Annotated in this window: 18 protein-coding genes; 12 read left to right on the forward strand and 6 right to left on the reverse strand. The window is 62.7% G+C overall.

What is annotated here, in order from left to right; all coding sequences use genetic code 11:
- Window positions 1-4: 4 nt before the first annotated feature.
- From ETC27_RS02675 to ETC27_RS02685, 3 genes are all read right to left on the reverse strand, one after another.
- Complete coding sequence (locus tag ETC27_RS02675; protein ID WP_136253413.1) at window positions 5-1327, reverse strand: TRAP transporter large permease; 1323 nt, start codon at window positions 1325-1327, stop codon at window positions 5-7.
- On the reverse strand, window positions 1317-1865 hold the full coding sequence (locus ETC27_RS02680) for a TRAP transporter small permease subunit (RefSeq protein WP_136253414.1): 549 nt from the start codon (window positions 1863-1865) through the stop codon (window positions 1317-1319). Before ETC27_RS02680 ends, ETC27_RS02675 begins: the two co-directional genes overlap by 11 nt.
- 244 nt (window positions 1866-2109) lie before the next feature.
- The gene (locus ETC27_RS02685) at window positions 2110-3135 is read right to left on the reverse strand and encodes a TRAP transporter substrate-binding protein (RefSeq protein ID WP_136253415.1); all 1026 of its coding nucleotides are present in this window, start codon (window positions 3133-3135) and stop codon (window positions 2110-2112) included.
- Window positions 3136-3323: 188 nt separating this feature from the next.
- Between ETC27_RS02685 and argE the strand changes: the two genes are divergently transcribed.
- From argE to ETC27_RS02700, 3 genes are all read left to right on the forward strand, one after another.
- Window positions 3324-4478 (forward strand): acetylornithine deacetylase, encoded by a 1155-nt coding sequence (gene argE, locus ETC27_RS02690; RefSeq protein WP_136253416.1) that lies wholly within the window; start codon window positions 3324-3326, stop codon window positions 4476-4478.
- A gap of 35 nt (window positions 4479-4513) precedes the next feature.
- A complete protein-coding gene (locus tag ETC27_RS02695; protein WP_136253417.1) occupies window positions 4514-5236 on the forward strand; it encodes a glutamine amidotransferase in 723 nt (240 codons plus the stop codon).
- 69 nt (window positions 5237-5305) lie between these two features.
- Entirely contained in the window at window positions 5306-6073 is a 768-nt protein-coding gene (locus tag ETC27_RS02700; RefSeq protein WP_136253418.1) for a FadR/GntR family transcriptional regulator, read from the forward strand.
- 65 nt (window positions 6074-6138) lie between these two features.
- Here ETC27_RS02700 and ETC27_RS02705 read toward each other — a convergent pair whose 3' ends face one another.
- Together ETC27_RS02705 and ETC27_RS02710 are read right to left on the reverse strand one after the other, a co-directional pair.
- Window positions 6139-7065 (reverse strand): Gfo/Idh/MocA family protein, encoded by a 927-nt coding sequence (locus ETC27_RS02705; RefSeq protein WP_136253419.1) that lies wholly within the window; start codon window positions 7063-7065, stop codon window positions 6139-6141.
- Between the two features lie 182 nt (window positions 7066-7247).
- Entirely contained in the window at window positions 7248-9053 is a 1806-nt protein-coding gene (locus tag ETC27_RS02710; protein ID WP_136253420.1) for an IlvD/Edd family dehydratase, read from the reverse strand.
- A 297-nt stretch (window positions 9054-9350) separates the two neighbouring features.
- Between ETC27_RS02710 and ETC27_RS02715 the strand changes: the two genes are divergently transcribed.
- Window positions 9351-11093 carry a sodium:solute symporter family protein gene (locus ETC27_RS02715; protein ID WP_136253421.1) on the forward strand — a complete coding sequence of 581 codons (1743 nt, stop codon included), beginning with the start codon at window positions 9351-9353 and terminating at the stop codon, window positions 11091-11093.
- A 39-nt stretch (window positions 11094-11132) separates the two neighbouring features.
- Here the strand turns inward: ETC27_RS02715 and ETC27_RS02720 are convergent, their stop codons facing one another.
- Window positions 11133-12878 (reverse strand): IlvD/Edd family dehydratase, encoded by a 1746-nt coding sequence (locus ETC27_RS02720; RefSeq protein WP_136253422.1) that lies wholly within the window; start codon window positions 12876-12878, stop codon window positions 11133-11135.
- A 195-nt stretch (window positions 12879-13073) separates the two neighbouring features.
- On the opposite strand from ETC27_RS02720, the gene ETC27_RS02725 reads away from it, so the two are divergent.
- The 8 genes from ETC27_RS02725 to ETC27_RS02760 all read left to right on the forward strand — a co-directional run bounded on the left by ETC27_RS02725 (window position 13074) and on the right by ETC27_RS02760 (window position 22526).
- Window positions 13074-14093 carry a TRAP transporter substrate-binding protein gene (locus ETC27_RS02725; RefSeq protein WP_136253423.1) on the forward strand — a complete coding sequence of 340 codons (1020 nt, stop codon included), beginning with the start codon at window positions 13074-13076 and terminating at the stop codon, window positions 14091-14093.
- A gap of 171 nt (window positions 14094-14264) precedes the next feature.
- Window positions 14265-14852: a TRAP transporter small permease subunit gene (locus tag ETC27_RS02730; RefSeq protein ID WP_240724794.1), complete on the forward strand. Its 588-nt coding sequence runs from the start codon at window positions 14265-14267 to the stop codon at window positions 14850-14852.
- Complete coding sequence (locus ETC27_RS02735; protein WP_136253425.1) at window positions 14852-16156, forward strand: TRAP transporter large permease; 1305 nt, start codon at window positions 14852-14854, stop codon at window positions 16154-16156. The genes ETC27_RS02730 and ETC27_RS02735 overlap by 1 nt, the downstream gene beginning before the upstream one ends.
- A gap of 98 nt (window positions 16157-16254) precedes the next feature.
- On the forward strand, window positions 16255-17643 hold the full coding sequence (locus ETC27_RS02740) for an MFS transporter (protein ID WP_136253426.1): 1389 nt from the start codon (window positions 16255-16257) through the stop codon (window positions 17641-17643).
- 40 nt (window positions 17644-17683) lie between these two features.
- A complete protein-coding gene (locus ETC27_RS02745) occupies window positions 17684-18673 on the forward strand; it encodes a glycoside hydrolase family 43 protein (protein ID WP_136253427.1) in 990 nt (329 codons plus the stop codon).
- Window positions 18674-18773: 100 nt separating this feature from the next.
- The gene (gene araD1 / locus ETC27_RS02750; protein WP_136253428.1) at window positions 18774-19760 is read left to right on the forward strand and encodes an AraD1 family protein; all 987 of its coding nucleotides are present in this window, start codon (window positions 18774-18776) and stop codon (window positions 19758-19760) included.
- 14 nt (window positions 19761-19774) lie between these two features.
- Window positions 19775-21352 carry an aldehyde dehydrogenase (NADP(+)) gene (locus ETC27_RS02755; RefSeq protein WP_136253429.1) on the forward strand — a complete coding sequence of 526 codons (1578 nt, stop codon included), beginning with the start codon at window positions 19775-19777 and terminating at the stop codon, window positions 21350-21352.
- A gap of 10 nt (window positions 21353-21362) precedes the next feature.
- Entirely contained in the window at window positions 21363-22526 is a 1164-nt protein-coding gene (locus tag ETC27_RS02760; RefSeq protein WP_136253430.1) for a fumarylacetoacetate hydrolase family protein, read from the forward strand.
- The last annotated feature ends 103 nt before the right edge of the window (window positions 22527-22629 follow it).

Consider the following 22629-nt stretch of genomic DNA (forward strand, 5'->3'; position numbering starts at 1 on the left):
CACCTCAACTCATGACTTTGTTGGGCAGCCAAAGCACGATCTCCGGGAAAATCATGCACAGGATCAGCACGACCAGGTTCACCGCTATAAATGGCGTGACTGATCGGTATATCTCTCCCATTCCGACATCCGACGGTGCAATCCCCTTCAGGTAAAACAGGGCGAAGCCATAGGGCGGCGTCTGCACGGCAATCAGGATGTTGAGGATCATCAGTACACCGAACCAGATGGGGTCATAGCCCAGTGAAACGGCAATCGGCGTAAACAGGGGCGCGCACATCAGTACGATGATGAACTCATCAATGATGAAGCCCAGCAGCAACATGATCAGCTGGAACATGATGATGATCATGATGGGCGGCAGGTCCAGGCTAGCGGCGAGATCGGCCACCATGCTCTGTACCCCCATCAGCAAATGGAAGTTGCTGAATACCGAAGCACCGAAGATGATCCACATGGCCACACTGACCAGCGTAGCGGTCTGAAAGCCAGCAGACTGCAGCATGGCGGGCCTGAAACGCTTGAACAGGATCGCCAGTAGAATGGCCCCGACAACCCCGATGGCGCCGGACTCGGTCGGGGTGGCAATGCCCGTGATGATGCTGCCCAGCACAACGAAGATCAGCAGTAGCGCAGAAAGGCCATCGCGCAGGATGAGAAACTTCTGCTTGGGTGTGGGGGCAGGCTCATCGTTATTATCCGTGTCCCGGGGTGCACGTGACGGATTGAGCCAGCAGCTGACAACCACATAGGTGATCAAGAGCACGATCGTCAGCAACGCCGGCATCATGGCGCCAAGGAACATGCGCCCGACCGAGTTCTGGGTCGCTGCCGCGAACATGATCATGGGAATGCTGGGCGGAATCAGGATACCCAGGCCACCGCCTGCCATGATGACGCCAAGCGCCAGTCGCCTGTTATAGCCACGATTCAGCATCGGACGCAGGGCGATACTGCCGGAGGTCATGATGCCGGCGCCGATGATGCCGACCATGGCACCAATCATCGAGCACACCCCGATAACGCTGATGGCCAAAGAACCACGCACGCGCCCGAGCAGCAGCTGACTGGCGTTGAACATGGCATCGCCGATGCCTGACTTGGTCAGCAACTGCCCCATGTAGATATACAGAGGGATAGCCAGGAGGATGAAGCTGAAGAAGGTCGATTCCAGGGTGGTGGGAATGACATTAAAGATGCCCTCGCCCCAGGTCGTGTAGCCAATCGCCATGGCAATGCCGCCCAGCGCGAGGCCTACAGGGGCGCCCAGGGCGAAGAAGATCAGGATGCACAGCAGCAGCACCCCAGTCAGCAGTTCAATCCCCATGATGAGTCCCCTCTTTTTGTTTCAGCAGCGGGGTACCCGTCGCCAGATAATACACATCGTTCAATGTGTCCCGCGCCAGTTGGGCAATAAAAAGCCCGCAGGCAATGATCATCATTATCCAGAAGTGATACATGGGCGGCGCCCATTCACTCTCGCGGCGGTAATCGTATTCCAGGGCCTCAAACAGCTTGCCGGTACTCACCTTCACGATAATGATCAGGAAGAAGATACCGAGGGCGAAACCAATGATGTTGAAGACACTCTTGGCCTTGGGTGAGACCTTCAAATAGAGAATGTCGACGTTGATGTGTGCCCGCTTCTGCTGGGCATAAGCGCCACCCAGGGCCGTAATGTAGCCGAACAGAAACAGTGACGTGTCGTAGGCCCAGATAGTGGGACTACCGAGCACGTAGCGGGCGAATACTTCAAAGGCGACGATGCCGGCCAATAGCGGCATCAGGTAGGAAGCTGCTTTGCCCGTCAGCATGACAATGAAATCAATACTGTGGCAGAGCCCCCTCAGAAACGTATGGAACATAAGGGATCTCCTGAAATCATGAAAAGGCGGAAAGCACCGCGTACTTTCCGCCTCTTGTAGGCCTTCTCGTTTCTGAGAATGATTGAGCCGACACCTCAATCCCAGTGCCGGCTCAACAAGAAAATGCCTTGATGCATTTTCATCGGCCGAAAGTCCGATCATGGCCATGAAAAGCGGGGGAAGTCACAACACGCCGCCCGCTTTCAAGAGCGCTAATGCAGTAGGCGAAATGCCCGTTGCATTATCAGTAACCGGTCTCATTCAGGATTTCGATCAGCTGCTTGCTGTATTTGCCCTGTTCGGCATACTCTTCGCGCAGCGTCGCGCCAGCTTCAGCCCATGCTTCCTTGTCGGCTTCGCTCGGCTCCGGGCTCCACTGCATGCCATTGGCCTTCATTTCTTCTATGGCCTCGCTTTCCCACTCTTGAGACTTGGTCAGCTGCTGCTCAGCATGAATCTCGGTGGCCTCGCGCACGGCTTCTTTCAGCTCATCGGGTAGCTTGTTCCAGGCACTGCGATTCACCACGATCGGCAGAACCTGCGCGCCGGCCAGCGGCAGCGGGTACATGTACTTGGCGACTTCAACATGGTTACCGTCGCGGTGGTCGATCATGTTGCTGCCGATAGAGCCATCGATGACGCCGGTAGCAAGGCTGGTGTAAATCTCGCTCCAGGCCATGGAAACCGGAGAAGCACCCAGGTTACGCAGGAACTTGCCGTAGGCACCGGGCGCACGAATCTTCAGCCCCTCAAAGTCTTCCACCGACTCGATCGGTTCCTTGGTCAGAATGTAGACCGGCGGTTGGATGTAGGGCTCGAGCCATACCAGTCCCTGGGAACCATAGGCCTCTTCCAGCACGTCGCCCCAGCCCTTCTCGTGGAACAGGCTGTAAAGCTCGTCGGTATCGGCGGTGCCGCCCGGCAGGCCGATCTCGACGACCCCGGCCGGCAGCTCACCGGCGTGCATCGACTGGAAGGGAGCACCCATGGTGATAAGCCCGGATTTTACGGCGCCCAGCAGGCCAGTGGTACCGACACCTTCGCCGGAGTAGAGAACCTGTACATTAATGCGGCCGTCCGATAGCTCCTCGATGTTCTCACCAAGATTCTCGTACAGCTCGCCAAACGCAGTGCCCCGACTGTAAAGGTTGCTGAAGCGCCAGTTATATTCTGCGGCAGCCACGTCAGTGGCCACGACGCTAAGGGCCAGCCCCAACCCCAGCGCGGACTTGGAAAGATTTTTCTTTAGCCCGATGAATTTATTCGACATCTTATTATCCTTCTAAGAACAAATGGAGTACACCCAAGTCGTTAATAGTAGGATACAAAAGTAAAAGATCGCAATTTCTGTGTTCAACGTTTAGCGTCCAAAATTAAGAACGCTCTAATGGTGCGATCGTCTCCCCATTATGCAGCCCCATGATAGGCTAGCGCCATTCACCGTTTAGGAGTCAGATCATGACCGCCATCGCCCTGCTCGAGACGCTGGTGGGCTTTGCCACCGTCTCGCGCGACTCCAACCTGGAACTGATCCGCTTCATCGAAGGCTACCTCGATGATCATGGCGTGCCCTACCAGCGCATCGAAAACGATGATGGCAGCAAGGCCAATCTGTTGGCGCGCATTGGACCAGCTGTCGAGGGCGGGGTGGTGCTGTCCGGGCACACCGATGTGGTGCCGGTAGATGGCCAACCCTGGTCGACTGATCCATTCACGCTGCGCGACGGCGACGATGGTCGCCTCTATGGCCGCGGCACCTGCGACATGAAGGGCTTCATCGCCTGCGCGCTGGCCCAAGTGCCGCAGTGGGTCGAAGAGAGCCTCGAGCGGCCGATCTATCTGGCATTGTCTTACGATGAGGAAGTCGGTTGCCTGGGCGCACCGAGCCTGATCGAGCGGCTGATGGCTGATGAGCCGCGCCCGGCGGCGGTAATCGTCGGCGAACCGACGCTGATGGCGCCGGTGGTGGCCCACAAGGGCATCACCAACCTGCGCACCACGGTGACCGGCCAGGCCGCCCATTCGAGCCAGGTCTATCAGGGCGTCTCGGCGATCCACGTCGCCGCCCGGTTGGTTACCCGCATCGAGGACATCATGGAAGAGCTGAAAGCCGAGGGACGCCTCGACGCGGCCTTCAACGTGGCGCACTCGAGCCTTCATGTGGGGCGCATTCAGGGCGGCACGGCGATCAACATCAAGGCCCGCGAGTGTCACTTCGACTGGGAGATTCGCCACCTGCCAAGCGACAGCTTCGAGACGCTCTATTCACGCTTCGAGGATTACGCCCGGGAAATCGAGGCCGAGATGCAGGCACGCTCGCCGGGCACCGGCATCGTCACCGAGCATATTACCCAAACGGTGCCGGCACTCGCCGATCGCGATAACGCCGAGGCAGTGGCGCTGTGCAAGACGTTACTCGGCGACAGACCCAACGAGGCGGTGGCCTATACCACCGAGGCCGGCCAGTTTCAGGGCGTGGGGCTGCCTACCGTGATCTGCGGGCCGGGCAGCATCGGCCAGGCGCACCAGCCCGACGAATACGTGGAACACGAGCAGCTCGCTGCCTGCGACCAGTTCATGCAGGCGCTGGGCAAGGCGCTCCACCCGGCCTGAGCCTCCGCCCACGAGTCCACTGCAGGGAAGGACGCATGCCACGACTGCTGCTGATCAAGACAGGGGACAGTTTCCCCGATATCACCGCCGACTATGGCAATTTCGAGGCGCTGTTCCAGGCCCGCCTGCCCAACCATACGCTCGAGGTTTGGGATGCACGGGGCGGTATGCCGCCACCCGCCCATGACGCACTCGATGGCGTACTGATCACCGGCTCTCATGCCATGGTCAGCGACGCCGAGCCCTGGAGCGAGGCGCTCAAGCCCTGGCTTCGCGAGGCCTGCGAGCGCAATCTGGCCTTACTCGGCGTCTGCTACGGTCATCAGTTAGTGGCCGAGGCGCTGGGCGGAACCAGCGGCTATCACCCGAGCGGCCGAGAAACCGGCACCTTAGAGGTCGCGCTCACTAAGGCCGGCCGAGCAGACACCCTGCTGGGCACCCTGCCCGACCGATTCCCGGCGCATCTGACCCATGCTCAATCCGTGCTCACGCCACCTTCGGGAGCGGAGGTACTGGCATACAACGCCCACGACCCTTACCAGGCACTGCGGCTCGGGCCCCGCCAATGGAGTGTGCAGTTCCATCCGGAATTCACCGCGCCGGTGTTACGGGCCTATCTTGAGCATCAATGCGAGGGCCTCGCCGAGGCCGGCCAGAATGTGGCTGCCCTTCGCGATGGCATTCAGGAAACCCCCGAGGCCAATGCCCTGATCAATAGTTTCGTCGTGCTGGCGACAGCGTCTACCGAGACCGGCTAGTGATAGCCGGCTTGCTCATATGTTCAACATATGACAACTTGAATTTACATTTTGCCGGATAGAGCCAACGTGAAGGATAAGCAGCAAAAGCCCAGTCAGCGCGTCAGCGTCGCCGAACATCTGGCCGAGGAGATTTTCTCTGGCCGCTATCAGGCCGGCGACTACGTGCCCAAGGAAGTCGATCTCTGTGAACAGTTCGGCATCAATCGCTCGGCGGTGCGAAGCGATCTGCGGCAGTTGGTCGATGTTGGCATCATCGAGCGCATTTCAGGCCATGGCTCCAAGGTTCGCGAATATTCCGAGTGGAATATCCTCGACCCGACCGTCACCGGCTGGATGACGCGCTATGCCGCGCCAAACCCGGAGATCCAGCGCGAGATCCTGTCATTTCGACTGGATGTTGAGCCGTATGTCGCCATGATGGCCGCCCAACGGGCCACGGCGCGCGATCTGGTCGCGATAGAGGAAGCTTTCGAAGGCATGGGCCAGAACATGCGCGATGATGCCGGCCCGGAAGAAAGGCGCTTGCACAGCGATTACGACGTGGCCTTCCATGTCGCCATCTACAAGGCCACTCACAATATCGTCTGGGCACAGCTTTCCCACATTCTGCGCCCCTCCATCTACTTGCTGGTCAAGATGTCCAACGTCAGCACCACCGATCCCGAAGCGAGCCTCGAGTGCCACCGCAAGATGATGGAGGCCATCCGCACGCGCCGCCCACACGAAGCCTTCCGCGCCGCTCAAGCGGTACTGGCCGGTACGGCCAACGCCTTGGGTATCAAACCCGGCGAATCGGTATTGGGCAGCAGCATGAACCTGACGCCGGACACCTGAGTGACCGACATTTGAACGAAAGCCACGGCTCAACCGCCACACAGGCGGCCAAGCCAGTAATCCCGCTATTCGATAAACGCCTCTACCGTGCGCCGGTGCCCAAGCAGTGCCGCATCGGCCAGGTGGCGCAGCGGGGCAATATCGACATCGCTTTCCCCTGCCTTGAGTAGCTCACAGAAGTGCGCGTAGACGCCCTGATACTCTCGCTCCGGCTCATCGATCACGACGTCGCCATCGAGAATCAAGCGCGCGCCACCGCCTTCAAGCTTCAACACACCGGTATCGGTCTCGATGCGCATGTCCCAGCGCGGCGGATCCTCATGCCGGAAGTCGAAATCGGCATCCACCGCGACGCCGTCGGCGGTGCTAAAGGAAAGCTTGGCGGCAATCGGCGTCTGGCAGTTTTCCGGCACTTCAAGATCGGCGTGCTTGAGGAAGAACGGAGCGGGCATAAGCTGCGTGATAATCGACAGCGCATTGATCCCCGGGTCAAAGACGCCCATGCCACCGGCCGCCCAGATCCAGTCCTGCCCTGGGTGCCACACCCGCACGTCTTCATGCCAGTCGATGGTGACAGCGGTCACCGTTCTGTCCTTGAGCCAATCAGCGGCGCGACGGATGCCTGGCGCAAAGCGCGAATGCCAGGCGGCGAACAGCACGCTGCCATTCTCAGCGGCCAGTGCCTTGAGATCCTCGGTCTCGGCAAGCGTCGCCCCCGGGGGCTTCTCGAGCAGCACCGCCTTGCCGTGCACAAGCGCCAGGCGGGCCAGTTCATGGCGTAGGTGCGTCGGCGTACAGATCGCGATGGCATCCAGGTCTGGCTCCGCCTCGAGCATGGCCGCGAGATCCGGGTAACCGGCGATGCCTGGCAGCTCGGCGAAGGGGTCGGCTACGGCGACAAGCTCGATGCCCGGCGTGGCCTCGATGGCCGCCAGGTGCTGATCGCGCACGATCTTGCCAACCCCGACGATCCCCAAGCGAAAATGGGACATGACACACTCCTGCTAGTAAAACACTCGGACGGCAGTCTAGCGTCGCGACCTGCCCTCACAACAGTACGCACCGCCAATCACGGGCCCGTGACCCTCTTGATCCAGGCCGTCGCGATGGGGCGAAACCGGTCAAGGCAGGCCCGACAGGACCAGAGCAACTCCAGCGCCTGCTGCCATGCGGCTCAATGGTTATCCCGCGGCGGGCTGCGGCGCGCCACGTCGCGATACTCGGTTGCACCCTTAAGAATCATGCCGCGACCCAGCGGGTCGACCATCGAGCGCTGGATCTCCTGCCAGGGGGTCTGATGCGCCGGGTAGGGATAGCCACCGGCGGCGTCGAGCCGTGCTTGGCGCCTCGCCAACTCGTCATCATCGATCAAAAGCTGCACCTCGCAGCGGCCCAGATCCACCCGCAGGCGGTCACCACTCTCGAGCAGCGCAAGGGGCCCACCGGTGGCCGCTTCCGGCGAGGCGTTGAGGATCGACGGCGAGCCCGAGGTGCCCGATTGGCGGCCATCCCCCAGACACGGCAACGACTCGATACCCTGACGAATCAATGCCTCGGGGGGCTGCATGTTGACCACCTCGGCACCGCCCGGATGGCCTACGGGCCCGGCGCCGCGCATCACCAGAATGGTGGTGGCATCGATCTTTAGTGCCGGGTCATCGATGCGCGCGTGATAATCCTCCGAGCCATCGAAGACCACCACTCGGCCCTCGAACGCTTCGGGGTCGGCGGGGTCGTCCAGGAAACGGCGCCGGAAGTCTGCGGAGATCACGCTGGTCTTCATCAACGCCGAGTCGAACAAGTTGCCCTTGAGATTGAGGAAGCCGGCATGCGTGACCAAGGGGTTATCGAAGCGACGTATGACCTCGGCGTCCTGAGTCTCGCGCCCGGCCACATTGTCGGCCAGGGTGCACCCGTTGGCGGTCAGCGCCTCGCCATGCACCAGCCCGTGTGCGAGCAGTTCTGACACCACCGCCGGCACGCCGCCGGCACGATGGAACTCCTCGCCCAGATAGGCCCCCGCCGGCATCACATTGGCCAGCAACGGCACCGCATGGCCGAGCCGCTGCCAGTCGTCGTTGTCGAGCTCGATGCCGGCATGTCGTGCAATGGCGTTGATGTGCACCGGCGCATTCGACGAACCGCCCAGCGCCGAGCAGGTCACGATGGCATTCTCGAACGCCTCGCGGGTCAGGATATCGAGCGGGCGCAGGTCTTCCCACACCATTTCGACCGCGCGTTCGCCGGTCCCATAGGCGATCATCGCGCGCTCCTTGTAGGGCCCGGGAATCATCGCCGAGCCGGGCAGGCTCATGCCCAGCGCCTCGGCCATGGAGTTCATGGTCGAGGCGGTGCCCATGGTGTTGCAGTGGCCCACCGAGGGCGCCGAGTCGCTGGCCCGCGACAGAAACTCGGGATAGTCAATATCCCCCGCCGCGAGCCGCTTTCTCAGCTCCCAGATGATGGTTCCGGAGCCGACGCGCTCGGCGCCGCGCCAGCCGTTGAGCATGGGGCCGCCGGACAGCACGATAGCCGGGATATTGACCGTGGCGGCCGCCATCAGACAGGCCGGCGTGGTCTTGTCACAGCCCGTGGTCAGCACCACACCATCCAGCGGATAACCGTGCAGCACCTCGACCAGACCCAGATAGGCCAGATTGCGATCCAGCGCCGCCGTGGGTCGGCGCACGTTCTCGTGGATGGGATGCAGCGGGAACTCGAAGGGCACGCCACCGGCGGCACGGATGCCATCCTTGACCCGCTTGACCAGCTCGATGTGGTGGCGGTTGCAGGGCGTCAGGTCCGACCCGGACTGAGCGATGCCGATGATCGGTCTGCCCGAGGTCAACTCATCGAGCGTCATGCCGTAATTCAGATAGCGCTCGATGCAAAGCGCCGTAGTGCCGGGATGCTCGGGGTTATCGAACCAGTCGCGCGAACGCAGCTGGTCAGGGGAGAGCCGGCGTGACTCTTGGGCCATGTCTGCACCTCTATTGTGATGATGGCGTCGTTACAGCCGAGTAAAAGTTAAACATACAATCCATATGTTGGACATGGACGACTAACCGAAGAAGGCCTACCCGGACAGGGTGGCCTTCTCCGAAGAGAGATTCGCCGTCGCTCTTCCAGCAAGTTTTTACCCGGCCTAGCACTGCTGTCACTGGCGAACGAATCTGGTGCGATGTCGCATACATTCTTCAGCATGACGCACCAAGAACGGTAAGCGGGTGTCCTGCCTGCACCATAGGCAACCCAACAATTCAACACGGTTTCTGCCATGGTCTATACCACCGCCATCCTGCTGAGCCTGATCGGCTATTTCGTTATCGGCCACCTGGCCGGACGACGGGTCAAGCACCTCGACGACTACCTGGTCGCCGGGCGCAATGCTCCGACCTTTCTCATCCTCGGCACCCTGGTCGCCAGTTATCTGAGCACCAGCGCCTTTCTCGGCGAGACCGGCTTCGCCTACCAGGGCTATCCCTTCGTGATGCTGATCTTCGCCGCCTTCAGCACCTCAGGGTGTCTGCTCGGCGCCCTGGCCTTCGGGCGCTATCTGCGGCGTAGCGGCACCCTGACGGTGCCCGAGTTCTTCGGTAAGCGCTTCGCCTCCAAGCGCGTGCAGCGGATCGCCGGCCTGACCACGGTGCTGGGCCTGGGCGCCTATCTGCTGGGCGTGATGCAGGGCGCCGGCATCATGTTCGAGGAGCTCACCGGCATGCCCTACTGGGTCGGCCTGGTGCTCGTGTGGCTGACCTATACCGGCTTCATCCTCTACTCCGGCTCGCCGGGGGTGATGCTGACCGACACCATCATGTTCGTGATCTTCTCCGTCGCGGCACTGGGCGGTTCGATCTACATCATCCATGACCTGGGCGGCTGGCATGGCGTGATTGAGGGGCTTCTGACCCAGAGCGACAAGCCAGGCATCGCGCTATGGCACGGCGTCATCGAGGGCGACGACGCGACCTTCTCATCGCCGAGCGAGGCGCTGACCTGGGGTCTGACCCTGGGCCTTGTTTGGGCCGCCGTGCTGGCGGCAAGCCCCTGGCAGTCCAGCCGCTACCTGATGGCGCGCAATGAGCACGTGGTCATGCGCTCGGCCATGCTCACCGCGGTGTCACTGGCGGTCTTCTACGCCCTGATGATGATGACCGGCGCGGCCATCAACCTCTACGACCCGACCCTGGATGGCGAACGCGCCATGGTGTGGGCCGCCCTCAATATCCTGCCGGCCTGGCTGGGCGTGGTGATCCTCACCGGCGTCTTCGCCGCCGGCCTGTCCTCCTGCTCGACCTTCCTGTCGATCATCGGCTTCAGCATCTCCAACGACATCATGCCGGCCAGCCGCAGCGATGCCTCGGCGATGCGCACCAGCCGGATCGCGGTGCTGGGCGCTGGCCTGATCGCCCTGATCCTGGCGCTGTTCCAGCCGCCGGCCGTGATGGCCGTGGTGTGGTTCGCGGCAACCCTGTTCGCCTCCTCCTGGGGCCCGGTGGCACTGATGAGCATCTGGAGCCGCCGGATCACCGCCGCCGGCGCCGGATGGGGGCTGACCGTGGGCTTCGTCGGCAACCTCATCCTGTCGCTGATGGTCCAGGCCGAGTGGATCTCGCTGCCGACCTACCTGCACCCCGTGCTGCTCAGTACCCTGATGGCACTGATCGCCATCGCCGTGGCATCAATGCTGACCCAGGTCAGCCAGGCCGAGCACGACTACCGGGCCTTCCTGCATAGCGATGAAGAGCACGAGCCCACTGCATGGACAGCCGGCTCCCGCTGGGTGGCCGCATTCACCATGCTGTCGGGTGTCGCCGTGGGCACCTTCCTGTGGCACCAGTACGCCGATACGCTGGCCTCGTTCGCAGGGCAATTCGGCATCCCCGAATCCGCGGTCACCGGCGCTTATGCCCTCGCCGTCGGCTGTGGCGGCATGCTGGTCATCGCCGGTGCCGTGGGGTACCGGGTGGTGAGGTCCAGGAAGACCCCGGAACACAACGCCCGCGCCGTCACCTCCTGAAAACCACCCGCCCCCACGAGGATGCCGCGTCCCGTCACCTCAGTGCGAGTGGCGCGGCACCTCGGCACCGCGACACCCGACCAGGAAGTCGAAGTCGCAGCCTTCGTCGGCCTGCAGCACATGTTCGATATAGAGCTGGCGATAGCCGCCCGTGCTGGCGATTTTTCTGGAGCTTGCGGTGGGATCATGGGCGGCGAGACGCCGCTCGAGCTCCTCGTCGTCGACCTCGAGGTTCAGCTTGCCGGCATAGGCGTCTAGCGCGATCCAGTCGCCATTTTGTACAGCGGCAAGCGGCCCGCCGGCGGCGGCTTCTGGCGCCACGTGCAGCACCACGGTGCCGTAGGCCGTGCCGCTCATGCGCGCGTCCGAGATGCGCACCATGTCGGTGACCCCCTGCTCCAGCAGCTTGGCCGGCAGCCCCATGTTCCCTACCTCGGCCATGCCGTGATAACCGCGCGGTCCACAGTGCTTCATCACCAGTACGCTGTCGGCGTCGACCTCCAGGTCCGGGTCGTTGATACGCGCCTTGTAGTCGTCGAAGTCCTCGAAGACCACCGCCCGGCCACGATGCTGCATCAGTTCGGGGCTCGCCGCCGAGGGCTTGAGCACCGATCCGGCCGGGGCCAGGTTGCCACGCAGCACGCACATGCCGCCGTCATCGCGTAGAGGATTGTCCAGCGGGCGAATCACCTCGTCGTTGTAGAGCGGCGCGTCCTGAACGTTCTCCCACAGGGTCTTGCCGTTGACGGTCAGGGCATCCTTGTGCGGCAGGCGATCATTCTCGCCGAGGCGCTTGAGCACCGCGGGCAAGCCGCCAGCGTAGTAGAATTCTTCCATCAAGAAGCGCCCGGAGGGCTGCAGATCGACGATGGTCGGCGTACCGCGTCCGACGCGGGTCCAGTCGTCGAGTGGCAGATCGACGCCCATGCGCCCGGCGATCGCTTTCAGATGGATCACCGCATTGGTCGAGCCGCCGATCGCGGCGTTGGTGCGAATGGCATTCTCGAAGGCTCCCTTGGTCAGCACCTTCGATAGCTTGAGGTCTTCGTCGACCATTTCGACGATGCGGTTGCCGGACAGATGGGCGAGCACATAGCGGCGCGAGTCGACCGCCGGAATGGCAGCATTGTGCGGCAAGGAGGTGCCCAGCGACTCGGCCATGCAGGCCATGGTCGAGGCGGTGCCCATGGTGTTGCAGGTACCCGCCGAGCGTGACATGCCGGCCTCGGCGGCCATGAAGTCATGAATCGAGATCTTGCCGGCCTTGACCTGTTCGGAGAGCTGCCAGACCACGGTCCCCGAGCCGATGTCCTTGCCTTCGTGCTTGCCGTTGAGCATCGGCCCGCCGGTGACCACGATGGTCGGAATATCGCAGCTCGCCGCGCCCATCAGCAGCGCCGGAGTGGTCTTGTCGCAGCCCACCAGCAGCACCACCGCGTCCATCGGGTTGCCGCGAATCGCTTCCTCGACATCCATGCTCGCCAGGTTACGGGTGAACATCGCGGTGGGACGCAGGTTGGACTCGCCGTTGGAGAACACCGGGAACTCCACCGGGTAGCCGCCGGCCTCGAGAATACCCTTCTTGACGTGTTCGGCGATCTTGCGGAAGTGGGCATTGCAAGGCGTCAACTCCGACCAGGTGTTGCAGATGCCGATAATCGGCTTGCCCTGGAATTCATGATCGGGAATGCCCTGATTTTTCATCCAACTACGGTACATAAAGCCGTTCTTGTCGGCGGTGCCGAACCATTCGGCGCTGCGTAGTCGACGCTTGTCGTCGGTCATGGAAGTCTCCTCTAGCGTGTCGCGGCCTGTCTTTCGCCTTGAATGCGATGCCCCGAAGTATGGCAAGGCCTGCCATGACGGTAGCGCCACTTTGCCGCATAGTCGACACATACGAAAGTATATGTTGAACAAATGTGGCGTATGTACAACATTTAAGGCCCGCGACAAAACAACATCTCCAATGGGAGCGTTCACATGTCCTACCTCAAGCCGAGTCTGGTACTCACCGGCACAGCACTGCTTATCGGTCTGTCCACGGCGCAAGCGGCCGAATACGAATGGAAGATGCAGGCCTCGGAAACCTCCGGCGAACCCAGCTTCAAGATCAAGGAGGAATGGGCCAACAAGATCGAGACCATGACCGATGGCCGGGTGAGCATCGAGGTCATGCCGATCAACTCTGTGGTTGGCCCCACCGAAACCCTGCAGGCGGTGTCCTCTGGCATCATCCAGGGCCACATGACCGACCCCAGCTACTTCTCCGGCCAGAACCCGGCGTTTGGCATGCTCGGCAATCTGGTAGGCGCCTGGAGCGATCCCTATGACTTCCTGGAGTTCATGAAGTACGGCGGTGGCGAAGAGCTCTACAACGAGCTGGCGAACCCGTACGGCACTCACCTGATCAGTGCGGCAACCTTCCCGCTGGAATCGATTCCCTCGACCGTGCCGATCGAGTCCATCGATGACTTTCAGGGACTCAAGATCCGCGCCCCGCAGGGCATGGTCTACAACATCTTCGAGCGCATCGGTGCCACGCCGGTCAACCTGCCGGGCTCCGAGGTCTATACCGGCCTTGAGAAGGGCGTGATCGATGCCGCCGACTCCACGGTGCTGTCCAACAACGACGCCATGGGCATCCACGACTTCGCCCCCTACCCGCTGTACCCGGGCTTCCACTCCATGCCGATGATCGCGGTATCACTGAACAAGGATATCTGGGATGACCTGCCCACCGAGCTGAAGACCACCCTCGAGACCGCTTTCGATGGCATGGCCTATGACCTGATCGCCCGTCTCAAGGCGCAGGATCTCGAGACCCTGCAAGCGCTCAAGGACAACCCGGATGTGCACCCGTTCGACCTGCCCGCGGACGAGCGCAAGAAGTTCCGCCAGGCGGCGCAGCAGGAATGGAAAGAATGGGCCGACAAGAACGAGATGACGCAGAAGATCTACGACTCGGCCACCGCCTTCCTGACCGCTCGCGGACTGCTCTAATCCAACCAGCCGACCCGACGAGCCAGTTCAACGAGCCAGTTCGATGAGCGACTCGTATCACTGACGAGACCCGGCCACTCGGGTCTCGCTGATCACTCTTCTCACCATGGCGGCGCCCGGGCGTCGCCAGGAGGAGTCATGTCTCAAACGTTTCACGACGAGGATCCCCTCATGAGCGACGAGGACGACCGCGTCCCCGCAACCGCCGAAGACCAGGCGCCGAACCCGGTACGCAGTACCTTCGATCGCGGCGTGGTGTGGTGTGCCAGAGGTGCTGCCTGGCTGGTGTTCATCGCCATGGGTATCAGCGTCTTTGAGGTCATCATGCGCTATGGCTTCAACTCGCCCACGTCCTGGGTTCACGAAAGCGTGGTCATGCTGGTGGCAGTCAGTTTCGCCCTCGGCGGCCCCGCCGCCCTGGCCGGTAATCAGCACATCCGTGTACGGGTGCTCTACGATGCCGCCGGACCGCGGTTAAAGCGCTGGCTCGATCGCTTCAACGACCTGGTCACCTTCCTGTTCTGCCTGGCCATGAGTTACGCCGCCTTCCTGATGTTCTGGGATGCCTCGCACAACCCCTTCGGCGAATGGTCGCTTGAGCGCTCCGGCACCTCCTGGAATCCGCCTTTTCCGGCGCTGGTGAAGGGCATGATCATGCTGGCCCTGATCATCATGTGCGTTCAGTCCTTCATCCACATGACTCAGTCTTTCCGTGGCAAACCCGCCACTGCCACGCCCGACGATAAGGGAGCCCAATAATGGAGATCGCTGACGCGACGATCCTGCTGGTCGGGGCGATATTCGCCCTGCTGGTGACCGGCCTGCCGCTGGCCTTCATCACCGGCCTGGTAGCGCTCGCCTTCACCTTCGGCTGGTTTGGCGGAAGCGCCGTGCCGCTGGTCACCAGCCGCGTGTTTGGCTTTGTCACCGAGTACTCCCTGGTGGCGGTGCCGATGTTCGTGTTGATGGCCTCGCTGCTCGACCGCTCGGGCATCGCCAAGGACCTGTTCAACGCCATGCGGGTGTTCGCCGGCCGCCTGCCCGGCGGGGTCGCCGTGCAGACCATCGTGGTGGCCTTCTTCCTGGCCGCGCTGTCCGGGATCATCGGCGGCGAGATCGTGCTGCTGGGCATCCTGGCCCTGCCGCAGATGCTGCGCCTGGGTTATGACAAGCGCCTGTCGATCGGTGTGGTCTGTGCGGGCGGGGCACTGGGCACCATGATGCCGCCCTCGATCGTGCTGATCATCTATGGCCTGATCGCCAGCGTGTCGATCGCCGACCTGTTCACCGCCGCCATTACCCCCGCAGTCATCCTGATGGGGTCCTACATCGCCTATGTAATGGTGCGCTGCCTGCGCGATCCCAACATGGGGCCGCCGATGACCGATGCCGACCGCGAAGACGGTTTCTCCAACCGCTGGCAGGCCCTCAAGGCCATCATCGTACCCGGGCTGATCGCCTTCATGGTGCTGGGTTCGATCTACGGCGGTGTCGCCTCGGTGACCGAAGCGGCGGCGATGGGCGTGTTCGGCGTACTGCTGGCGATCCTGCTGCGCGGCGAGTTTTCCGTGAAGACGCTGCACTCGAGTCTCGGCCAGACCATGACCACCTGCGGCATGATCATCTGGATCGGCATCGGCGCCGCGGCGCTGGTCGGGGTCTATAACCTGATGGGCGGCAACCGCTTCATCTCGGGCATGATCATGGGGCTCGATGTGGCGCCCATCGTGATCATTCTGGTGATGATGGCGATCCTGCTGGTACTGGGCATGTTCCTCGACTGGATCGGCGTTGCCATGCTGACCCTGCCGATCTTCGTGCCGATCGTGGTGGAGCTGGGCTACAGCCCGATCTGGTTCGGCATCCTGTTCGCGGTCAACATGCAGGTTTCCTTCCTGTCACCCCCCTTCGGACCGGCCGCCTTCTACCTTAAGGGTGTGGCGCCTCCCGAGGTCAGCCTCAAGGACATCTTCATCGCAGTGCTGCCCTTCATTGCCCTGCAACTGTGCGTGCTGTTCGCGCTGCTGTTCTGGCCCAACCTGGCCATGTGGCTGGTGGGCTAAACGCTGGCAATAGCGAATAAACCGGGCGACCCGGAAGGGTCGCCTGAGTCCAACGACGCGCCCTTGGCGTGCTCACCATTGATGACAAGGACAACATCATGGCGACACAACGACTGACATATCTGGAGAAGGTCGGCTTCGGTAGTGGGGACATGGCCATTAACGTGGTCATCTCCTCGATGTTTCTGATCATCTCCTACTTCTATACCGACATCTTCGGCCTGAAGCCTTCCCACATGGGGATCCTGTTCCTGGTCGCCCGGCTGGTGGATGCGGTGACCGACCCGCTGATGGGCATGATCACCGATCGAATCAACACTACCAGAGGGCGCTACCGGCCTTATTTCCTGATCTTTGCCGTGCCCTTCGGTGTCTCGGTGCTGTTGTTGTTTACCACGCCGGACTGGAGCTATAACGCCAAGCTGGTCTGGGCCTATTCGACTTACCTGCTCGTCACCCTGCTATTCACGGCAGTGACCATTCCCTATATCTCGCTGATCGGCGTGCTGTCCGACGACCCCAAAGACAAGCTGTCCGCCAATGGCTATCGGCTGTTCTTCGCCAAGATCGCCGCTTTCCTGGTCACCATCATCGTCCCCAAGCTTGCCGAGTCCTTCGGTGAGGGCCAACTCGAACTGGGGTATCAGGTTGCCATGGGCCTGATGGGGGGTATGGCGACCCTGCTGCTGCTGTTCTGTTATCGCACCACCACCGAGCGCGTTCAGCACCATATCGATGAAAAGCCCCTCAAGCAGCAGTTCGCGCTGCTGTTCAAGAACGATCAATGGCTACTGCTGTGCGGTGCCTGCTTCACCGGGACCATGGGCTATGTGATGCGCAGCTCCGTCGCGGCCTACTATGCCAAGTACTACCTGGGAGCCGGCCCGACCATGCTCTCGGCCTTCCTGACCGTCGGCGTCGGTGCCGCCATTCTGGCCATGGTCGCCTCCACCTGGATCACCAAGCGCTACTGCAAGGTGCAGCTATTTCGCTGGAGTCAGATCGTGGTGGGTGTGCTCAGTGTGTTGATGTTCGTGCTGGTGGATCCCGGCGAAGTGGTACTCGCCTTCGTGCTCTACTTCCTGATCTCCTTCGTCGTGGACCTGCACGCGCCGGTATTCTGGTCAGCCATCGCCGAGTCCGTGGACTACGGCCAGGCCAAGACCGGACGTCGCGTTTCGGGCCTGGCCTTTGGCGGCATCTCCTTCTTCCAGAAGGCCGGCATGGGTGTGGCGGGCTTTCTGGTCGGCATACTGCTGACCTATTTCCACTACGAACCCAACGTCGATCAGAGCGACTTCACGCTGACCGGCATTGCCCTAATGCTGTCGGTCATTCCCGGGGTCTTCCACACCCTCATGGGCGCCTTCATGTTCCGCTACCGGATCACCGACGCCTACTACGAATCGATGGCGCATATCGGCGCTGGCCAGACGAATGACCAGACATCCACCGACACCTCCTTCGGTCTCGGTTCGTCCAGATGATCGCTTATTTATTGCCTCTGTTTTCGCCATGGAGTTCCGCATGTCACTGAACCCAGAACCGCTTATCCAACAGCGCGCCGACCCCTGGATCCTTGAGCACGCCGGGCGCTATTACTTCATTGCCTCGGTGCCAGATTACGACCGCCTGGAAATTCGCACTGCGACCACCATCGTGGGCCTTGCCACGGCGCCGGCCACCACGGTGTGGACCAAGCCCGACACGGGGCCGCTAGGCGAGCTGATCTGGGCCCCCGAACTACACCGCGTCGGCGGTGTCTGGGTGATCTATTTCGCCGCGGCCCCGTCTCGCGAGATCGTCGACGGCCTCTTTCAACACCGCATGTACGCCATCACCTGCTCGGCAACAAACCCGCTTAGCGGCACCTGGAGCGAGCCGCGTCAGGTAGAAACGCCACTGGACAGCTTCTGCCTGGACGCCACGACCTTCCATCACCGGGGGCTCGACTACTACGTCTGGGCACAGAAAGACCCGGCGATAGAGGGCAATTCGAATCTCTATATCGCCAAGCTCGCCGCTCCCGACCGCCTCGACGGACCGCCGACACTGCTCAGCGTGCCCGAGTACGACTGGGAGAAGCGGGGCTTCCTGGTCAATGAAGGGCCAGCGGTACTCGAACGCCACGGCCGTCTATTCCTCACCTACTCGGCCAGTGCCACCGACGAGAACTACTGCGTAGGACTGCTATGGGCAGATGCCGACAGCGACCCGCTGGACGCGGCGAGCTGGTCGAAGTCATCGACGCCCCTACTGGTCAGCGACCCCGAGCACGAGATCTTCGGTCCCGGTCACAGCGGCTTCGTGGTCGGCGAGGACGGCCAGACCGATCTGTTCGTCTACCACGCCCGGACCTACACCGATATCCAGGGCGATCCGCTGTGGGACCCCAACCGCCACACCTACGTCAAGCCGATCCATTGGGACAGCCAGGGCTTTCCTGATTTCGGACGTGCCGGCGAGGACACCCTAGCGCCTTCAAGGGCAAACATAGAATCAACATACAACCTTTAATGTTGTACATAAACCGAGATCCGGCGCTATGATGGGGGTACTTGATGCTCGACCGGCGCCTGATACTCCTTTCTTCTCCTGGACGTCGAGGAAACCTGCAATGCGAATCATCCAATGTCTGCACCAGGGCGAGCCCCGCGCCGCCATGGTCGAAAACGAGCATACGGTCCGCCTGCTTGAGGCCGACACCTACACCCTGGCTCGGCGTGCCATCGCCAACAGCCAGCCGCTGACTGAGGTGATCGAGGCAACGCTGACCGAAACACGGCTCGACTATCAGCAGCTGATCGACGAGGCGCGCCTGCTGCCGCCGCTGACCCACGCCGACCCGGCGCATTGCCTGGTCACCGGCACCGGCCTGACCCATCTGGGCAGCGCCGACACCCGCTCGGCGATGCACGCCAAGGCACAAGCCGACGAGTCCCAGCTGACCGACTCGATGCGCATGTTCAAGCTCGGCGTGGAGGGCGGCAAGCCCAGCGCTGGTGACACAGGCGCCCAGCCGGAGTGGTTCTACAAGGGCGATGGCGACTGCGTGGTGGCCCCGGAAGCGGCACTGCCCGTACCGGCCTTCGCCGAAGATGCTGGCGAAGAGCCGGAGCTTGCAGGCCTCTACGTCAACGGTGATGACGGTCGCCCCTGGCGCGTCGGCTACGCCATCGGCAATGAGTTTTCCGACCATGTCACCGAGCGTTTCAACTACCTGTGGCTGGCCCACTCCAAACTGCGCCACTGCAGCTTCGGCCCGGAACTGTTGATCGGCGAGCTGCCCGACCACCTGGAAGGCACCAGCCGCATCGTGCGCGACGGCGAGACCTTATGGGAAAAACCCTTCCTCACCGGTGAAGCCAACATGGCGCACAGCCTGGCCAACCTCGAGCATCACCACTTCAAGTACGCCGGTTTCCGGCGCCCCGGCGACGTTCATGTGCACTTCTTTGGCACCGCGACGTTGAGCTTCGCCGATGGCGTTGAGACCCGTGACGGCGATCGCTTCGAGATCGCCCTGCCGGCCTTCGGTCGAACGCTGCGCAACCCGCTGACGTTCGCGACCGAAGACACCGCATCCCCCATTCATTCCCTGTAAACCCAGGAGGCTCCATGACACTGGAAGGCAAACAACTGATCGGCCAGAGCGCCGTGGCCGCCAATGGCGCGGCAATCAACGCCATCAATCCCGCCACCGGCGAGACCCTGTCGCCGGCCTATGCGGCCGGCGGCAAGGCCGAGGTCGACCAGGCCTGTGAACTGGCCTGGGCAGCCTTCGGCACGTATCGCGAGACCGGCCTCGAGGCGCGGGCGCGCTTCCTCGAGACCATCGCCGATGAGATCGAGGCCATCGGTGATGCGCTGATCGAGCGTGGCGTGGCCGAATCCGGCCTGCCGCAGGCTCGCCTGCAGGGCGAGCGCGGCCGTACCTGCGGTCAGCTGCGCCTGTTCGCCTCGGTGGTGCGTGCCGGCGAATGGCTCGATGTGCGCATCGACCCGGCGCTGCCCGAGCGCGAACCGATGCCGCGTGTCGACCTGCGTCAGCGCCATATCGGCCTGGGCCCGGTCGCCGTCTTCGGTGCCTCCAACTTCCCGCTGGCGTTCTCGGTGGCCGGTGGTGATACCGCCTCGGCCCTGGCCGCTGGCTGCCCGGTGGTCGTCAAGGCGCACTCCGCGCATCCTGGCACCAGCGAGCTGGTCGGCCGCGCCGTGCAACGCGCCGTCGCCAAGTGCAACCTGCCCGAAGGCGTGTTCTCGCTGATCTACGGCTCCGGCCGTGAAGTGGGTCAGGGCCTGGTCCGCGATGCGCGCATCAAGGCCGTGGGCTTCACGGGCTCGCGCAGCGGCGGCACCGCACTGATGCAAGCCGCCCAGGAGCGTCCCGAGCCGATCCCGGTCTATGCCGAGATGAGCTCGATCAACCCGGTGTTCCTGCTGCCCGAGGCCTTGAAGAGCCGCGCCAAGGAACTGGGCGACGCCTTCGTCGGCTCGCTGAACATGGGCGCCGGCCAGTTCTGCACCAACCCGGGGCTGGTGATCGCCCAGCAGGGTGAGGGTCTGGAGGCGTTCCTCGACGCCGCCGGCGAGGCGGTCAAGGGCGCCCAGGCCCATACCATGCTGACCCCGGGCATCCATGAAGCCTACACCCAGGGTGTCGAGGGCCTGACGCAAAGCCGCCATGCCCGCGAAGTGGCGCGTGGTCCGGCTGGCGACGGCCCCAACACCTGCCAGGTCGGGCTGTTCGTCGCCAAGGCGGCCGATTTCCTAAGCGACGAAGCCCTGCAGGCCGAGGTCTTCGGGGCCACCTCGCTGGTGATCGAATGCGCCGACCAGGCCGAAGTGGCCCGCGTGGCCGAGCATCTGGAAGGCCAGCTGACCGCGACCCTGCAGATGGACGATGGCGACCTGGACGCCGCCCGCGGCCTGTTGCCGATCCTCGAGCGTCGCGCCGGGCGCGTGATGGCCAACGGCTGGCCGACCGGCGTCGAGGTGTGCCACGCCATGGTCCATGGTGGGCCTTATCCTGCCACCTCTGACTCGCGCACCACCTCGGTCGGCAGTGCGGCGATCCATCGCTTCCTGCGCCCGGTCTGCTACCAGAACCTGCCCCAGGGCCTGTTGCCCGAAGCGTTGCGTGACGGTAACCCGGAAGGCGTCAGCCGCCTGGTCGATGGCAAGCGTGAGGCCTGAGGAGACGCCCATGACCACTCCTACCGCGATAGCATTGCCCGATGATGCCGACCAGGCGCTGCTGGTCGGTCGGGTCTGGCGCGATACGCCCCACCAGGGCCCTGCCCTGGTGGTGGTACGCAACGGTGAGGTGCTCGATATCACGGCCAGTTGTGCCTGCATGGCCGACCTGCTCGACCGCGACGATGCGGTCGAGTTCGTGGCAAGGGTCGAGGGTGAGTCCTTAGGCCCGGTCGAGGCGCTGCTTGAGAACTCGCGTCAGGTCTCACCTATGGCGCCATACTTGCTCGCGCCCTGTGATGTTCAGGCGATCAAGGCCTGCGGCGTGACCTTCGCGGTCAGCCTGCTTGAGCGGGTGATCGAGGAGCAGGCCGGGGGCGACCCGGGCCGTGCCAGCGAGCTTCGCAGTGAACTCCAGGCGCTGATCGGCGACGACCTGTCGCAGATCAAGCCTGGCTCCGAAGCGGCCATGTCGCTCAAGGCGGAACTGCAGGCCCGCGGGGCCTGGTCGCAGTACATGGAAGTGGGCATCGGCCCGGACGCCGAGGTCTTCACCAAGGCGCAGCCGCTATCCGCGGTGGGCTACGGGCAAGGCGTCGGTCTGCATCCGGGCTCGAAGTGGAACAACCCAGAGCCTGAGATCGTGATGGCGGTCGACGCCGCCGGTCGTGCCAGAGGCGCAACGCTTGGTAACGATGTCAATCTTCGCGACGTCGAGGGCCGCAGCGCCCTGCTGCTGGGCAAGGCCAAGGATAACAACGCCTCCTGTGCGCTTGGTCCCTTCATCCGCCTGTTCGATGAGCGCTTCACCCTGGACACGGTGCGTAAGGCCCGGGTGTCGCTGCGCATCGAAGGCGAGGATGATGGCTTTGTGCTGGATGACGGAAGCGACATGGCCGAGATCAGCCGCGACCCGTTGGACCTGATCGCCCAGACCATCGGCGATCATCATCAGTACCCCGACGGGGTGATGCTGTTCCTGGGCACCATGTTCTCGCCGATTCAGGACCGCGATGGACAAGGGCAAGGCTTCACCCATCACCTCGGCGACACCGTGACCATCGCCACGCCATCGCTTGGCGCACTGGTCAACCGCGTCGACCGCTCTGACCGGCTGCCGCCCTGGACCTACGGCATTCGCCAGTGGCATGCCTATATGGCCAGGCGACGCTGAGACAGCGTTTGCCATTCCACCGGAGCGACGAGGCGGCCCACATGGGCCGCCTCTTTTTTGCATCACGTGTTGGTGCGTTGCGAGCGAAAAGACGCGCTGCATG

The organism is Onishia niordana, from assembly GCF_004798965.1.
In the GTDB taxonomy this organism is placed as follows: domain Bacteria; phylum Pseudomonadota; class Gammaproteobacteria; order Pseudomonadales; family Halomonadaceae; genus Onishia; species Onishia niordana.

What these genes read in the sequence shown, in the direction of transcription:
- ETC27_RS02725 (WP_136253423.1), top strand. Translation starts at nt 13,074, where the DNA reads ATGTCCTACCTCAAGCCGAGTCTGGTACTCACCGGCACAGCACTGCTT.
- ETC27_RS02730 (WP_240724794.1), top strand. Translation starts at nt 14,265, where the DNA reads ATGAGCGACGAGGACGACCGCGTCCCCGCAACCGCCGAAGACCAGGCG.
- araD1 (WP_136253428.1), top strand. Translation starts at nt 18,774, where the DNA reads ATGCGAATCATCCAATGTCTGCACCAGGGCGAGCCCCGCGCCGCCATG.
- ETC27_RS02680 (WP_136253414.1), bottom strand. Translation starts at nt 1,865, where the DNA reads ATGTTCCATACGTTTCTGAGGGGGCTCTGCCACAGTATTGATTTCATT.
- ETC27_RS02685 (WP_136253415.1), bottom strand. Translation starts at nt 3,135, where the DNA reads ATGTCGAATAAATTCATCGGGCTAAAGAAAAATCTTTCCAAGTCCGCG.
- ETC27_RS02740 (WP_136253426.1), top strand. Translation starts at nt 16,255, where the DNA reads ATGGCGACACAACGACTGACATATCTGGAGAAGGTCGGCTTCGGTAGT.
- ETC27_RS02745 (WP_136253427.1), top strand. Translation starts at nt 17,684, where the DNA reads ATGTCACTGAACCCAGAACCGCTTATCCAACAGCGCGCCGACCCCTGG.
- ETC27_RS02710 (WP_136253420.1), bottom strand. Translation starts at nt 9,053, where the DNA reads ATGGCCCAAGAGTCACGCCGGCTCTCCCCTGACCAGCTGCGTTCGCGC.
- ETC27_RS02720 (WP_136253422.1), bottom strand. Translation starts at nt 12,878, where the DNA reads ATGACCGACGACAAGCGTCGACTACGCAGCGCCGAATGGTTCGGCACC.
- ETC27_RS02715 (WP_136253421.1), top strand. Translation starts at nt 9,351, where the DNA reads ATGGTCTATACCACCGCCATCCTGCTGAGCCTGATCGGCTATTTCGTT.
- ETC27_RS02705 (WP_136253419.1), bottom strand. Translation starts at nt 7,065, where the DNA reads ATGTCCCATTTTCGCTTGGGGATCGTCGGGGTTGGCAAGATCGTGCGC.
- ETC27_RS02675 (WP_136253413.1), bottom strand. Translation starts at nt 1,327, where the DNA reads ATGGGGATTGAACTGCTGACTGGGGTGCTGCTGCTGTGCATCCTGATC.
- argE (WP_136253416.1), top strand. Translation starts at nt 3,324, where the DNA reads ATGACCGCCATCGCCCTGCTCGAGACGCTGGTGGGCTTTGCCACCGTC.
- ETC27_RS02735 (WP_136253425.1), top strand. Translation starts at nt 14,852, where the DNA reads ATGGAGATCGCTGACGCGACGATCCTGCTGGTCGGGGCGATATTCGCC.
- ETC27_RS02695 (WP_136253417.1), top strand. Translation starts at nt 4,514, where the DNA reads ATGCCACGACTGCTGCTGATCAAGACAGGGGACAGTTTCCCCGATATC.
- ETC27_RS02755 (WP_136253429.1), top strand. Translation starts at nt 19,775, where the DNA reads ATGACACTGGAAGGCAAACAACTGATCGGCCAGAGCGCCGTGGCCGCC.
- ETC27_RS02760 (WP_136253430.1), top strand. Translation starts at nt 21,363, where the DNA reads ATGACCACTCCTACCGCGATAGCATTGCCCGATGATGCCGACCAGGCG.